Source organism: Sulfuriroseicoccus oceanibius (assembly GCF_010681825.2).
Classification (GTDB): Bacteria; Verrucomicrobiota; Verrucomicrobiia; order Verrucomicrobiales; family SLCJ01; genus Sulfuriroseicoccus; species Sulfuriroseicoccus oceanibius.
This window is the reverse complement of the sequence record NZ_CP066776.1, coordinates 2,589,222-2,603,877: the sequence shown is the minus strand read 5'-3', so window position 1 is coordinate 2,603,877 and position 14,656 is coordinate 2,589,222. Positions and strand designations below refer to the sequence as shown.

The following is a 14,656-nucleotide window of genomic DNA, read 5'->3' as shown; positions in this document are numbered from 1 at the left end:
GCTCATGCGTCTGCGGCGCAGCCCATTTGGGAGTGCAGTGAGCATCACTGCTTTCGATTGCAGGCGTAGCCGGGAGTGATGGCCACACAGATCACAAAAAGCCACGAAAACGGCCGGAGATGGAGCAACCTCACTCTTGAGGTTGAGTGGCGGCGTCGGCTCAATCGCACTTATGGCAGATCACTCTTTCTTGGTCCGTGATTTAGATGGTTTGAGTGTTTGAACCACAGAGATCGCAGAGTACACAGAGGAGCCGTTAGACGCGGTGAAACCACGAAGGGCGCGGAGAGCACGAAGTTGTTTGGGTATCAGGTCCTGCTTTTGCGTCTCTGCGTGAGGATGCTCACCGATGACAATATTCCGCTCCGCATAGGAAACCTTCGGGTGCTTTGGGGTTTTGCGTGAGAACTTTTCGAAATGGGAAAGCTGAAATTGGAAATTTGAAACGAAGTCAGCGCGCTGCGCGCGGGGGACCGCCGACGGTGGGTACACCGTCACTCCACGCTTGCGCAAAAATCGTAACAATCAGCGCAATCTGCGGATCCCGCAAAGCCACGACGTGCGGTGACGTACTCGCGCATGGCTCCCCATGGTGGGTCTCAGCGTCTTTGCGCCTCTGCGTGAGCATGTGTGATGGCGGGCGCTGCAGCACACACGAAGTGGTGCGCATTTTCATATAAATCGGAGGATTTTAAATTTTCGTTGTTTGACGACGATTTGGGGTTGCTTTGGTGGGGGGATTTCCGTAGCACCTTGGCTTCCCTGTGTTCGCCGTTCAAAACGGGCGGTGATTTCAGTTAGATTTGTCTAAGATATGAAGAAAGAGATTGATCCGTTCGACGATACGTTGGCAGAGGGTGACGCACATGACGAGGGGGCCAGGGTCAGTAATCGATCGGCGGCTGGATTGCTACGCGTGGCGCTCGAGCGTTGGTGGCTGATTTTGATTTTCATGGTGCTCGGCTATGTCGGGGCGCTGTATTATCTGTCGGTAAAGGAGCCGGAGACCATGGCAATGGCGTCGCTGAAGGTGACGACCAAGCAGCAGTTGTTGGTGGGTAATGAGGTTGAGCAGGACTCAATGGTTTTCCGTGACCAGATGCTTGGGACGATTGCTGCCGAGCTTGTCGGTCTTGAGCAGCTGCAAAAGGTGATGCAGCGTCCGGAGGTGCAGGTGCTTGAGAAAGTGATTCCACCTCAGTTTTCGTGGAAACCAAAGTACTGGCGTGACGAGTCGCAGCGTGAGTTTATCTCGGCGGGCGATGCGGATCCTGCTGAATTCCTGCGTCTGTTGCATCAGCGGGTTAGTGTGGAGAACGTGCGTGGGACCACGTTGATTGCGATCAAGGTCACCCATCCTGATGCAGAGACTGCCAAGACACTCGCCAATGCAGTGATGATGACTTACGTCGAGGAGGAGGAAGCTCGGATCAGCGGCGGTACAAGTGATGCCTTCAAGGTGGTGAGCATTGAAGCGGATGAAATTGCCGCCGAGATGGAGGCTGCTGAAAGGTCATTCCAAACGTATCGCGCGGCTCTGGAGTTGAATCAGGAGCTCAATACGTTCCGTAGCGAGTTGTCTGCGTTTCGCCAGCGCTACAAGAGCAAACACCCGCGCCTGATTGAGGCCGAGGCGATTTACCAGGATCTTTATCGTCGATTCCGTCTGGAAATTGAAACGGCTGCCCGCACGGGGGATGAGGTTGATTATTGGAAGCCTTTGATGGCTGATGTAGATCGGTTGGATAAACAGATTGCCAGTGCTGAGAGTGAGGCGGATCGCCGTGACGCGACAGACCGCTGGTTGTCCTTTGTGCAGAACAAGTTGTCGTCGCGAGCTAGTGTGTTGGAGTCGCGAATCGGCTCACTGCGCGGTCGTTATGAAACCTTTACCCGTCGACTGGCGGAGATTGATGTCGCGGATGATGAAGGGGTGAACTCCAAGGTTCGAGTGAACGAGGCAGCTACGATTCCTCCTCCCTCAAAGTACAAGCACCTCATCACGTTGGCTGCAGGCTCGGTGCTCGGCGGCGGTGTCGGTGTCGGTTTGGTGTTCTTGCTGTCGTTGATGGATTACAAGATCTACGACGTGCGTTCTGCCGAGGAGGCGACCGGATTGCCTTGTTTGGCGGCGATTCCACTCAGCTCGGCAGTCGACTCAGAGGACGGTGAGTGGCGGTCGATTTCGTCCTCCGATCCAAATACGGTGCATGCGGAATCTATCCGCAACCTTCGGGCGTCAATCACGCTGCTTGGTCGCAAGGAGAATAACAAGGTGCTGGTGGTTACCAGTGCGATGCCGGGGGAAGGGAAGACGACCACGGCTGCGGAGTTGGCCGAGTTGTTTGCTCTTGAGGGAGAAAGGACTGTGTTGATCGACTTCGATCTGCGTAAGCCGCGTGTGCACGAGTTGTATCCAAAGCTCAAGGGGCAGCCGGGTACCGTGGATGTGTTGATTGGTCATGCTCAGTTTGACGACGTGGTTGCGCCAACTCGTGTCGAGGGCCTCTTTGTGGTGCCTTCAGGTAAGAAGCCGCCAAACCCACTGGGGCTGCTGCAGCCTGATGAAATCATGGAGCTGGTGGATGAGGCGTCGAAGGAATTCGATCGCGTGATCATTGACTCGCCGCCGGTGCTTCCTGTGAGTGACACGCGTCTGGTTGCGCAGCATGCCCACAAGGTGATCCTCGTAGTGCGTGCCTTGAAAACTCCGGTAGGGGCCGTGCTTCGAGCGAAGGATCTTCTCCTCGGGGCTAAGCTTGATCTCGCGGGAGTCGTGGTGAATGCGCTGAAGGCTCGTCACAGTGGATCGGGGTACTTTGGCTACCGCGATTACGGTGAATACGGGCACGACTCGTACTACGGGCAGGAAGATTAATTTGATCGATCCAATTATAGCAGGGCGCGTCATCGCGCCCTGCTTTTTTTTGGAGTGAAACGGGGGGGGGGGGGCGCTTCGCGCGGGAGGTGGGGGGGCTCACGCAGAGACCCAAAGACGCAAAGGAACTCAGCGCGCTGCGCACGGGGGTGTGGGTTTTTATACAGGATCTCCATGAGGGGTATGATTTGATTTGTTGAATCACAGTGGGCTCAGAGAACACAGAGCCTGAGTTTGTGGATTCTTGTGCTTTTTCGTGGCTATAAGATCCCAACCTTCGCTCCTTTGCGTGAGAATCATTGGAGCTGGTCGCTGCGTTCCAGTCGATCGCCGAAGGGTGGGGACACCGTCACTCCATGCCTGCGTGAAAATCATCACAATTGGAGTCATCTGTGGTTCCCTTCTTCCTAGACAGGATGGACATGATTGACGGGATTCTAAATCTGCGGATCTCCCGCTTTCTTGACAGGATTTACAAGATTCACGTGATTAGGGTGTTTGAACCACAGTGGGCTCAGAGAGCACAGAGCTTCTTTGTGGATTCTCGTGCTTTTTCGTGGCTACAAGATCTCAACCTTTGCGTCTTTTCGCCTCTGCGTGAGAATCATTGGTGTTGGTCGCTACGCTCCGGCATCGGTGGCCGGGTGCAACCCGGCGGTCCGAACACGCTTGCGTAAAAATCATCACAATCAGCGAAATCTGCGGATCTCTCAAAGCCTACACGGGAGGTGATGAGTTCACTCGTGGCATCGTATGATGCGTTGGGGCTGCGCTTGGATGGCTACGCTTTAAGCTTAGTCCCGCGATTGCGCGATGGTCGCTTCGATCCGGTGGGCCGGTAGGGGGAACCTAGATCTTTAATGCTACCTGAATCGGGGCTCCGGGTGGGGATTTGGGTAACGAAATAAAAAAACTACAAAAACTTGAGATTAAACGCTTGATCGCTGATTTGGGCTGTGAGACAACCTAGCCCCAACTATGAATATGAAACGCTCTATGAAGCTTGCTGTGCCCGCTACGCTGGGCTTGTCCGCCATCTCCGGATTTGCTGGTGTCTCTGCTGACACTGCAGCACCCGAGCCGGTTAGCGCTAAAGAAGCTGCTGCTCTTGTTGAGTCCGCTGGATCCAATGGTTTGCTGGACAGTTTCTACGTTAACCTCCGCGGTGAGGTGAAGTACGATGACAACATCTTCCTCACTCCAGACAATGAGGAGAGCGATACGATTTTCTCGCTGATTCCTGTGGTCGGATTCGACAGCGCCCGTGGCCGCGTGGCCAAGAGCTCGTTCACCGCTGAGTACGCGCCGGTGGCTGCGTTTTACGCCGATAACTCGGGTCTCGATTACTTCAACAACAACGGAAGCGTTGCGTTGTTCCACCAGATGCCGAAGACCACGTTCCGCGCCAATGCGGACTATCGTGAGCGTTCGGACGCATCGCGTTTCATCAACGATCTCGTAGACCGCTCGATCTTCGATGCAGGTTTGGATGTCTCGCACATCCTTTCCGGTAAGACTCGCTTGGACGCGGGTGCTGGCTTCAACGCATCGAATTACGACGATGATGCGCTCTTCGACTACGATACCTGGGATGTGAGTGGCGCGGCTCTCTACCGTGCGACCGGCAAGATCTCCGTGGGGCCTTATGTTGGCTTCGGTCAGACAGAAGTTTCCAACGATCAGCCAACTCACGAGTTCTGGAGCGCGGGTGGTAAGGTGGATTATCAGTTCACCGGGAAGACCCGTTTCACTGGTACCGTTGGTTATGAGACCCGCTCGTTCAGCGGTGCCAATGCCGCCGACGACAAGTCGACCGTGGTGTGGAACTTCGGACTCGATCACCGTCTCACCGGTAAGACCAAGGTGCTTGCATCGATCTACCGCAAGGACAATCCATCGATGAACATTGCTGGCGCTGGTTACGAGGCGACTGGTGTGGTGCTTGGCACCACCTACACCTACTCACCAACCCTCTCTTTCAACGGTGGGCTCACCTACGAGCACAACGAGTACTTCCGCACTGTGGAAGGATCGACGCTCAGCCGTGACAACGATTATTGGAAGTTCAATGTCGGTGCTGTCTGGTCGCCAACCGACAAGCTCGACCTCGGTGGTCGCGTGCTGTATCGCTTGAATGATTCGACCGATGCTGCCAATGAGTTCGAGAACCTCCAGCTTGCGCTTGATGCGACTTATAAGTTCTGGTAAGACCCCAGAGCACTGAACGATCACTACAAACAATTGAATATCAAAAGATCATGAAATCGACTCCCATTTGTCTCGCAGCAGTAGCCGTTGGCTTGGCTGGATTCGCGGCTCCTGTTTCCGCTGAGGCCGCTCCACCAGAAGCAGTGGTGCAGGCACAGCAGGCAGCTAAGGTCACTGTAAAAGTGTCGGTGCCAAAGGGTGGTGAAGCCTTGACCTACACGAACGAGCAGGGTGAATCCGTCACTGTCGGTGCGGGATCCGTGGCGATGGTGCCAATGACCGCAACTAACGTGAGCTTCCCACTGGGCACAGTGATCACCGTGACCGTCAAGCAGTTCGGTGCCAAGCCGATCGTGCAGACCTACCGCGTGATCGAGGCAGCCGAGCTTGCCGAGTTGACCCCGGCCGCAGTGAACCAAAAGAGCACCGCTTTCTCCATCTTCAAGGATGGGCTTGCTCCTGAGGAGTGGGAGCGTGGCAATGTGCCTACTCTTGGTCAATTGTTGGATGACGCGGAGAATGGCATCGTTAACCCGGTGAACGCAGGTCAGGGTGAGCCGGAGGCCACTGAAACTCCAGAGACCCCGGAGAAGCCGACCACGCCATCGAAGCCAAAGCCGACTCCAAAGCCGGCTACCGACATGAACTAACTCGGTTCAAGTTGTGAATAATTTGGCATCAGGGAGAGATTCTCCCTGATGCCGTTTTGCGCTCAGGTGTCATGAGTGTGGGATGGAAGCGGCTAGTTGCTTCCGAGGAGAGATGAGATTAATATCGCAGTTTATGAGAAATCGGTTTGTCCGCTGGTGCCTGGGTGCACTGGCGATGTGTGTTGGTGGGTTGTCGTCGGTGGCGGCAGCGGAGGAGTATTTTTTGCAGCAGAATGATGTGTTGCGGATGACCGTCTTCCAGGAAGAGGATTTGACCACGGAAGCCATGATTGGGAAGTCCGGTGAGGTTTCGTTGCCGTTGATTGGGACAGTTAAAGTGCTGGGCAAGACGACCGGGCAGGTTGAGCAAGAGGTGAAGGCGCTTTATGAGAAGGACTACCTCGCGAGCGCCAAGGTGAACATCTCAGTCGTGGGTTATGCCAAGAAGTGGCTCACGGTAGGCGGTGATGTGCGTCGACCGGGCACTGTGCCATATCCTGAAGAGGGTGTGATGACCTTGGCAGATGCCATCGCCCAGGGCGGTGGTGAAGCTGAGAGCGGTGATATCACAAAGATTGTCGTGCGCAGTCGTGATGGGGCGGTGAAGACCTACAATCTGAAGACGTCCGGTAGCGTTGCGCTGAAGCATGGCGACACCGTAACGGTTCCTCGCAGTGACTTCAGTGCACTGGCTGTGACTGTCTCTGGCAAGGTGCGTAGTCCGCGGGCTGTCGAGTTTCCTAAGGAAGGTGGAATGGACATCCTGACCGCAATCGCTCAAGCGGGGGGCTTCACGGAGATTGCCAATGAGAAGGTGGTCACAGTGAAGCGTCGTGAAGGCGACCGTTTTAAGACCTATGAGGTGAACGTGAAGAAGATCCGCAGTGGCGATGCTAAGTTGTTCATGCTCAAGGCTGGCGACATCGTGATCGTCAATGAGAGTATCTTTTAATGGCCGCAGATGATCGCGAATGATCACAGATAGTGGTCATTGGTTCTTTAGCCTCCAGTTCTCGCGTGTGCGGGGCTGGAGGCTTTTTGGTCCGCAGATTTCGCGGGTTCTCACATAGAGACCACGCGATCGCTAAGACGCAGAGGTGTCATGTGCGGTGCCGAGCGAGAGAGCATCACCAACCACAGTGGCTTTGGGTTATCCGCAGATTGAGCAGATTGTTGTGCTTTTACGAAAGCGTGCCCGGTGCGCCGGATTGTACCCGGCCGCCAATCCTGGAGCTTAGCGACCACTGCGAATGGATCCTCACGCAGAGACGCAAAGACGCAGAGCTCTCATGTGCGGAGCCACGCTTGAGAACATTGCCAGCCGTAGAGGCTTTGAGGGAACCTCAGATTGGGCGGACTGGGGTGATTTAACGGAAGCGTGCTAGGATCGCCGGATTGTACCCGGCCACTGGCCCAGAAGCGCAGCGACCACTATTTTTACGTTCTCACGCAGAGGTGCGGAGATGCCAAGGGGATTTGATAGCCACGAAAAGGTACAAGAAGTCACAAAGATGTCCCTGTGTTCTCTGAGTCTGCTGTGGTTCAGTTACTCAAATCATGTCCGTCTTGCTAATCCTGTCTAGGAATGAGACCGCCGGATTGTGCCAGGTCGCCAAGTCCATCGCAGCCTCCGCGAACACCTCTGAGGAACCTCACGCAGAGCCCCAAAGCTCCCAAAGTTTCTTCATGCGATACCGCTCGCGAGAACATCACCAAGCATAGTGGCTTTTTGGGGATCCGCAGATTGCGCCGATTCCGCGGATGTTGAATCATGTCCATCTTGTCTGAAGAATAGAGGGATCCGCGGATGACTCGAATTACGATGATTATGCGCAAGGGTGGAGTGACGGTGTTCCCGCTGTCGTCGGTTCTCACGCAGAGGCGCGGAGACGCCAAGGTGTCGTGCGCGGAGCCAGGCGTGGGGATGTCACCGCTCGTTGTGGCGATGGGCTATCCGCAGACTCCGCAGATTTTAAATCATGTCCACCCTGTAAATCCTGTCTAAAACCTTCCTCCGCCTCCCGCGCGCAGCGCACTGGCTGATTTCCAATTTTACATTTCAGCTTTCCAGCTTCTTGAGCATGTGCGGCTGCGCCGGATTGGCTGGTCAACCTCAAGAGTGAGGTTGCTCCATCCTTGCCCGTTTTCGTTGCTTTTGGGTGATCCTCAGATGACACAGATTCTAAATCCCGTCAATCATGTCTAAAACCTCCCACTGCTTCCCGCGCGCAGCGCGTTGACTTCCTTTGCGTCTTTGCGTCTCTGCGTGAGATTAAAACTCCACCTCCCGCGCGCAGTGCGCTGACTGCTTTCCGATATCCGTATCTCGCTCTCCCAGAGTTTTCTGGGAGAAGTGCCTGTGTTGCGCGGGATCTGTTATCCGTGCGGATGGCCGAGGCGGCGGTGGTAATCATTTGAAAATTACCCGCAGAAAATCCTTTTCATCAGCGCGGGAAATCGATAGGCCTTCCTCCGCCCGCAGCCGCGGGTGAAGTTTTTGTGACAATTTCGTGCCGTTTTTCTGTGGCGGTTACGGATGCGAGATCACCGGAGCTGTGGGATCCACGGTGTCGGGGGGACGTGCTGTGCGTCGCCAGATTTCAAAAGTTGTTCATCAAAAACTTGCGCTGGCTAGGATCCCGAGTATCTACAGCCGGTATGATTGGTTGAGTTCGGGCAAGTTCCGACTCAGTCCTCCCATTTTCCCCCGATTCCAATTTTTGATGAAGAAAGAGATTGATCCATTCTCCGACGATGCAGTCGCCGAGGGCTCTGATGCAGGTTCAAACGTGCCTGTCAGCAACCGTTCAGCAGCAGGGCTGATCCAGGTGGCGTTGGAGAAATGGTGGATGATTGTCATTTTCGCCGCGCTCGGCTACGTCGCCGCGCTGTACTACCTTTCGATCAAAGAACCAACCACCAAGGCGCGGGCTGTGGTCGAGGTGACCACCAAAGAGCTTCAGTTGGTCGGTCAGGGGGACGCCGAGCGCGATTCGATGATCTTCCGCGATGAGATTATTGGTACCATTGCCAGCAAGATCACCGGGCAAGGGCAGTTTGTAAAAGTCATCCAGCGACCCGAAGTCCAGGCGTTGGAGAAGGTGATTCCACCACCACTGTCGTTGAAGCCAAAGTATTGGCGTGATGAATCTTCGCGTGAGTTCCAAAGCGCCGCCGAGACGTCGGAGACTGATTTCCTTGAGTTGCTCTACAGCGGAATCTCGGTTTCTAATCAGCGCGGGACGACGCTCATCAACATCGAGATGACTCACCCTGATCCGGAGACCGCCAAGACCATCGCCAATGCGGTGATGATGGTCTACATCGAGGGAGAGCAGGCGCGCCGTGCGGGTGGCAGTTCGGATGCGTTTCGTATTTTGAAGGCAGAGGCCGATGACGTCGCACTGGAGCTTGAGTCGGCCGAGCGTTCGTTCCACGTCTACCGCGCCGCTTTGGCGTTGAACCAGGAGTTGAACCAATTCCGCACCGAACTTTCCGCGTTGCGCCAGCGCTACCTGCCCAAGCACCCGCGGCGGATCGAGGCTGAGGCGGTCTATGAAGATTTGTACAATCGCTTCCGCCGCGAGATCGATACGGCATCCCGCACCACTGAGGAGCGCGATTTCTGGGGCTTGAAGCGCGATGAGATGCGCGAATTGGATATTGAGGTTCGCACCGCCCAAACCCCGTCGGCCCGCGCTGCGGCAAAGGATCGGTGGCTTTCGCTGGTTCAAAGCTCGCTGTCGGCCCGTGCATCGATCTTGGAATCGCGGATTCTTAATCAGCGCCGTCTTTATGAAACGGTGACAAACCGTCTGACCGAGATCGACGTGGCGGACGAAACATCCAACGCCGAAGTCACTGTGTTTGAAGAGGCTTCGATTCCGCCGCCATCGAAATACAAGCACCTGATCACGCTCGCGGCCGGTACTGTGCTTGGCAGTGGTGTGGGCGTGGGACTGGTTTTCCTGCTTTCGCTGCTGGACTACAAGATCTACAACGTGCGCACGGCAGAAGAGGCGACCGGGATGGCGTGTTTGGCTGCGATCCCGCTGGGATCTGATTTCCGTCGCAGTGGACAGAAGTTTGAGTCGGTGATTGCGATCGAACCGAAAACCGTTCACGCCGAATCGATCCGCAACCTGCGGGCGTCCATTCGTCTGCTTGGGCGTAAGGAGCGCAACCAGGTAATCTGCCTGACCAGTGCGTTGCCTGGTGAGGGGAAGACGACTACCGCGACAGAGCTCGCTGCGGGATTCGCGTTGGCTGGTGAGCGGGTGTTGCTGGTCGACTTCGACTTGCGCAAGCCGCGGGTCCACGCCGAGTTCCCGGATCTGAAAGGGAAGCCGGGCACGGTGGAGCTTCTGACCGGACAAGCCGAGTTTTCCCAGGCGGTGCATGCCACCGGCACCGAGAACCTGTATGTAATGGTTTCCGGAAAGAAGGCACCAAGCCCGAGTGAGTTGCTGCTTCCAGAAGACATCCAGAGTTTGTTCGACCATGCAGCCGAGCACTTCGACCGGGTGATTGTCGATACCCCACCGGTGCTTCCGGTGAGTGATACCCGACTGATTGCCCAGCACGCACAGAAATCCATCTTGGTGGTGCGCGCATTGAAGACGCCGGTCGGCGCCGTGTTGCGTGCACGGGACCTATTGCAGGATGCGAAGATATCCCTCGCTGGAGTTGTGGTGAACGCATTGCGCGTCAAACACACTGGAGGTTCTGGCTACTACGGCTACCACGGATATGGCGAGTACGGACATGAAGGGTATTACGGAGATAATGACTAGTCGACTCATGTTCCTGGATATATCGATGGATCCACACATTTCGCATATCAGTTTCTAGTGGAAGGAGTCGACCAAACTCCACGGTGGGGGAATGCACGACTCCCCAAGGTTCGCGAAACTGATTTGATTTCTTTATGCGACCGGAGGGACCGGTCGCACCCCACATAGAGCTTGTTCGGCTCAGAACCCGCTTATTAGCTATTTGGAGGGTTGGCTGCAGTTTACGAAGCTGCCGTGATCCAACCAATGGCGGTAGCGTGCCCTCGCAAAGCTTATCGTTGAAGCGGGGGGGGGAGGGGCGAAGGTCGCCCCTTGTTGGGAAACGGGTGATGCATGCCGCCACATGAGGAAAGGGGTTCGCAAGGCAAGTTGTTTTCAGTACCACCTACTAATCGATGAAGCTGAGGTATAGCGACAAACTATTTGCTGACTCTCACCAGGTTGGATCGCTCGGCCGGAAGACCGTGAGAGGAGGTGTTGTCATTATGGGGGGGCAGGGAGCGCGCTTTGTTCTGACGATTGGTTCCACGGCTGCACTAGCGAGAGTTCTGACCCCTGACGATTTTGGGCTGATTGGAATGGTGGCTGTTCTTTTGAATTTCGCCAACATGTTCAAAGACTTCGGCCTGACACAGGCGACGATTCAGAGAGCGCAGGTTACCAGGCAAGAAGTGAGCAATCTGTTCTGGGTTAATCTGGGAGTCAGTGTAATTATTGCGCTCATTGTCTGCGCCTCAGCACCTCTGATTTCGAATCTCTACGATCGGCCAGAAATTTTTGATATTACGCTGTTTTTTGGCTGCGGCTTTAGCATTGCAGGGGGGCATCGCGCAGCATCGCGCACTGATGACTCGAAACATGAACTTTACTCAATTGGCTGTGATCGATCTGATTTCAGCTTTTTTCGGGATCTTGGTCGCGATCTGTCTGGCGGTGTTAGGGTGGTCGTATTGGGCATTGGTGTGGCAGGTTTTAGCAACAGTGTTCATCGAATGCATCGGACTCGTTTTTTGCAGTCGTTGGATTCCTAGCAAGCTTAGCAGTAAGGTGAGTGTCCGTCCTTATATCCGCTATGGGCTGAACCTCGCGGGCTTTAATGTATTGAACTATTTCTCAAGGAACGCTGACAATGTGTTGGTTGGTTGGCGGTTCGGCGGGGCGGCACTGGGATACTATTCCAAGGCATACAGTCTGCTGATGCTGCCGTTGAGTCAGATAAACTCGCCAATGACGAAAATAATGTTGCCCGCTTTGAGTCGTCTTCAAGACGATCCGCAGGCATATAAGATAGTCTATCTAAAGAGTGTGACAGTTGTTTTGGCACTAGGGTTCCCTATCGTAGGGTGGTTGATGGCCTTGAATGAGGAGGTGATTCTGTTGATTCTGGGCAACCAGTGGATTGGTTCGATTGCTATATACAAGGCGTTGATGCCAGCGGCTTTTGTAAGTGCTCTCAATGTCACGACAGGTTGGGTGTACCTGTCGCTTGGCACTACCGATAGGCAGCTCAAGTGGACTCTCTTTGCCGCCCCTTTGAATGTTTTGGCTATGTGGATCGGTTCGCGATGGGGGGCTGTCGGCGTTGCGTATGGAATCAGTGTGGCGTTTGTTCTGTTGCGTTGGCCATATTATTCGTACACTTTCCGTGGAACTTTGATTCGTTGTTCGGATGTGTTTCGAGTGGTTTTCAGGGCCTTGTTCTCCGTGTTGTGTGCCGCTTTTCTGGTCCTGCTGTTCAAGAGTGTTATTGGTGGTGAGTTGTTAATTTTTAGGGTATGTTTGTATACGGTGGTCTACGTCATTTCGCTTCTTTTTGTTGATGTTTGCTCGTTTAGAGGGGAGGGGCTTGTAAAGCCTCTTGGTGACGTTTGGTACAGAATTAGGAATTGATTTATGAAGAGGTGTATTAAAGGGATCTACTTTTGGTTAATGGCTCGGTTCGACTTTCTTAAGTTATTCCACGGTGTGTTTATTGCCAAGGCGTTTCGGAGAGAGATATTGTCGGTGTATCGTGGCATTGAGAGGTATGGTATTGGTGTGCTGAATTTGGAGGGACATAGATTCAGGGTTAGACGCAATATTCATCGTTTGGAAAAAGGATTGATTATGGATCCTATGAAAAATGTTTTTGCGTTGGGCTATATACAAGAGACGATTGATTCATTCGAAGCTGTGGTCTCGGGTCATTGTGAACCTGTAGACCACGATGAACTTGCGTGGTTTTGTGACGTTCTGACTGAATACTTCTCTGTGACAGGGAGTGATCCCGTGATAGAAAAGTGTGAACGCCGTTTCAGTTTGCTGGCCGAAGGTATCGGCAGAAGAAGTGAACCGCAGAAGTCAAGTCCGGTTGCTAGATCGGAATACGAAATAGCGCCGGTTGGTTTCGATGACTTTTACAAATTGACCAGGCAACGACGTTCGGTACGTTGGTATGAAGATACTCCGGTGCCACGGAGTCTGGTAGATCAAGCTATTTCTGCCGCAGCCCAGAGTCCGAGCGCTTGTAATCGCCAACCATTCGAATTTGTAGTTATAGATACCCCGGCGGTTGTCAATCGAGTGTCCGATATTCCAATGGGAACAAAAGGGTTTGCCCATCAGTTTCCAATGATAGTGGTTTTAGTTGGTAAGCTAGAGGCTTTTGCTTTCGCTAGAGATCGTCACTTAATATATATAGACGCATCCCTCGCAGCGATGACTTTTATGCTGGCATTAGAAACCTTAGGGTTGAGTAGTTGCCCGATCAACTGGCCTGACATAGAGACGCTTGAGGACGAGATGGCGAAACAACTTGGGCTTGATGCATGCGAGCGTCCAGTGATGTTAATATCTGTGGGCTATGCGAAACAGTCAGGAATGATTCCACACTCACATAAGAAATCTTTAGATCAAATTCGAAAATTTCTATAAAATGAATATTCAAGTTGAAGGGATAGGTTTTCCGAATAAGGGGGCTGAGTTGATGTTGTATGCGGTAGTTCAAGAGTTGCGATCGCATTATGGTGATAAAGTGAATGTCTGTTGTGCTCCACGGCAATCGATTAGATATAGTTATAAGGTTCTGGGTTGCAAAGATATTTCGCAATTAGGGCATTTTACGTTCAAGGGCGTCGATCTTGATTGGATGGTCGATTTGGTGCCTCAGAAGCTAGTCGATACTTTCGGTGTGACTAAAAGCCGTGACGTCGATATTATTCTTGACGCTTCTGGTCTTCGCTACTCCGATAAATGGGGGAGTGTTGGAGCGAAGAAGGTGGCTAGGCGTTATGAGGCAGCTCGAAAGAGAGGGAAGAAGATTGTTATGCTGCCACAGGCTTTTGGTCCTTTTCGGGATCCAGAGGTTGCTAAGGCGACTTGCCGTATATTGGATTGTGTAGACGTGTGTTTTGCAAGAGACTCGATTTCTGCCGACTATCTGAAATCAGTTTTGACTGACGCGTCCAAATTGCGCGTTGCTCCTGATTTTACCAATTTGTTGGCTCCTTACGTAGGGGATGATTGCTCTGCGAAGTATGAAGGCGTGGTTCTTGTTATTCCTAATACTAGGATGCTAGATAAGACCAGTGAATCTGTTTCTTCTGTTTACTATGACTATCTGTGCAACTTCATTGAGGTTTGCGTTGGTCGCGGGGAGACTGTGGTGTTGTTGAATCATGAAGGCGCGAAAGATGAGGAGATATGTGCGAACCTTTCCCGGAGGTACGGAGGTCTTGATGTGTTCTCTTCGTGGGACCCTATTATGATTAAGACGGTGATCGGGCGGGCAAAATATATTATGTCTTCTAGGTTTCATGGTTGTGTTAGCGCCCTGTCTCAGGGTGTTCCTGTTATCGCGACGTCATGGAACCATAAATATGAAACACTTCTCGATGAGTATGGCCTTGCTGAAAATTTGGAGACGCTTGGGTCTTCCGAAGTGGACTTAGCGATGATAGACAGGTGTGAGGATAAAGCGGTCAAACGACGTATCGAGGTGATTTCCGAGGAGATGAAGGCGAAGAGCCGCGAAATGTGGAACGACGTCTTCTCATTATTGTGACATGCGTCCTTGTTGGTGTTGTTTTTTGTTGTTCTTAGAGGCTCGCGTTGTTTTGTTTTGAGGGAGACTCTGGCAGTACTTTAAG

General features: G+C 53.3%; 8 protein-coding genes and 1 pseudogene. All 9 read left to right on the top strand.

Annotated elements, in window-relative coordinates:
- The first annotated feature begins 814 nt into the window (after nt 1–814).
- The 9 genes and pseudogenes from G3M56_RS10515 to G3M56_RS10480 all read left to right on the top strand — a co-directional run bounded on the left by G3M56_RS10515 (nt 815) and on the right by G3M56_RS10480 (nt 14,571).
- Nucleotides 815–2,878, top strand: a complete 2,064-nt coding sequence (locus tag G3M56_RS10515) for a polysaccharide biosynthesis tyrosine autokinase (RefSeq protein WP_164362186.1) — start codon at nt 815–817, stop codon at nt 2,876–2,878.
- A 984-nt stretch (nt 2,879–3,862) separates the two neighbouring features.
- The gene (locus tag G3M56_RS10510; RefSeq protein ID WP_164362188.1) at nt 3,863–5,086 is read left to right on the top strand and encodes an outer membrane beta-barrel protein; all 1,224 of its coding nucleotides are present in this window, start codon (nt 3,863–3,865) and stop codon (nt 5,084–5,086) included.
- Between the two features lie 50 nt (nt 5,087–5,136).
- Entirely contained in the window at nt 5,137–5,736 is a 600-nt protein-coding gene (locus G3M56_RS10505; RefSeq protein ID WP_164362189.1) for a hypothetical protein, read from the top strand.
- Between the two features lie 133 nt (nt 5,737–5,869).
- Nucleotides 5,870–6,688, top strand: coding sequence for an SLBB domain-containing protein (locus tag G3M56_RS10500; protein WP_164362190.1), 819 nt, complete (start codon nt 5,870–5,872; stop codon nt 6,686–6,688).
- Nucleotides 6,689–8,459: 1,771 nt separating this feature from the next.
- Nucleotides 8,460–10,529, top strand: a complete 2,070-nt coding sequence (locus G3M56_RS10495) for a polysaccharide biosynthesis tyrosine autokinase (protein WP_164362193.1) — start codon at nt 8,460–8,462, stop codon at nt 10,527–10,529.
- A gap of 395 nt (nt 10,530–10,924) precedes the next feature.
- A pseudogene (locus G3M56_RS14250) lies at nt 10,925–11,338 on the top strand (oligosaccharide flippase family protein); the annotation flags it as partial.
- 37 nt (nt 11,339–11,375) lie between these two features.
- Nucleotides 11,376–12,419, top strand: coding sequence for an oligosaccharide flippase family protein (locus tag G3M56_RS10490; protein WP_268839995.1), 1,044 nt, complete (start codon nt 11,376–11,378; stop codon nt 12,417–12,419).
- Between the two features lie 3 nt (nt 12,420–12,422).
- Complete coding sequence (locus G3M56_RS10485; protein ID WP_235203389.1) at nt 12,423–13,442, top strand: nitroreductase family protein; 1,020 nt, start codon at nt 12,423–12,425, stop codon at nt 13,440–13,442.
- A 1-nt stretch (nt 13,443) separates the two neighbouring features.
- Nucleotides 13,444–14,571, top strand: coding sequence for a polysaccharide pyruvyl transferase family protein (locus G3M56_RS10480; protein WP_164362200.1), 1,128 nt, complete (start codon nt 13,444–13,446; stop codon nt 14,569–14,571).
- Nucleotides 14,572–14,656: the final 85 nt, after the last annotated feature.

Excerpts from the sequence above, each read along its gene's own strand:
- G3M56_RS10515 (WP_164362186.1), top strand. The coding sequence starts at position 815 with ATGAAGAAAGAGATTGATCCGTTCGACGATACGTTGGCAGAGGGTGAC.
- G3M56_RS10510 (WP_164362188.1), top strand. The coding sequence starts at position 3,863 with ATGAAACGCTCTATGAAGCTTGCTGTGCCCGCTACGCTGGGCTTGTCC.
- G3M56_RS10505 (WP_164362189.1), top strand. The coding sequence starts at position 5,137 with ATGAAATCGACTCCCATTTGTCTCGCAGCAGTAGCCGTTGGCTTGGCT.
- G3M56_RS10500 (WP_164362190.1), top strand. The coding sequence starts at position 5,870 with ATGAGAAATCGGTTTGTCCGCTGGTGCCTGGGTGCACTGGCGATGTGT.
- G3M56_RS10495 (WP_164362193.1), top strand. The coding sequence starts at position 8,460 with ATGAAGAAAGAGATTGATCCATTCTCCGACGATGCAGTCGCCGAGGGC.
- G3M56_RS10490 (WP_268839995.1), top strand. The coding sequence starts at position 11,376 with ATGACTCGAAACATGAACTTTACTCAATTGGCTGTGATCGATCTGATT.
- G3M56_RS10485 (WP_235203389.1), top strand. The coding sequence starts at position 12,423 with ATGAAGAGGTGTATTAAAGGGATCTACTTTTGGTTAATGGCTCGGTTC.
- G3M56_RS10480 (WP_164362200.1), top strand. The coding sequence starts at position 13,444 with ATGAATATTCAAGTTGAAGGGATAGGTTTTCCGAATAAGGGGGCTGAG.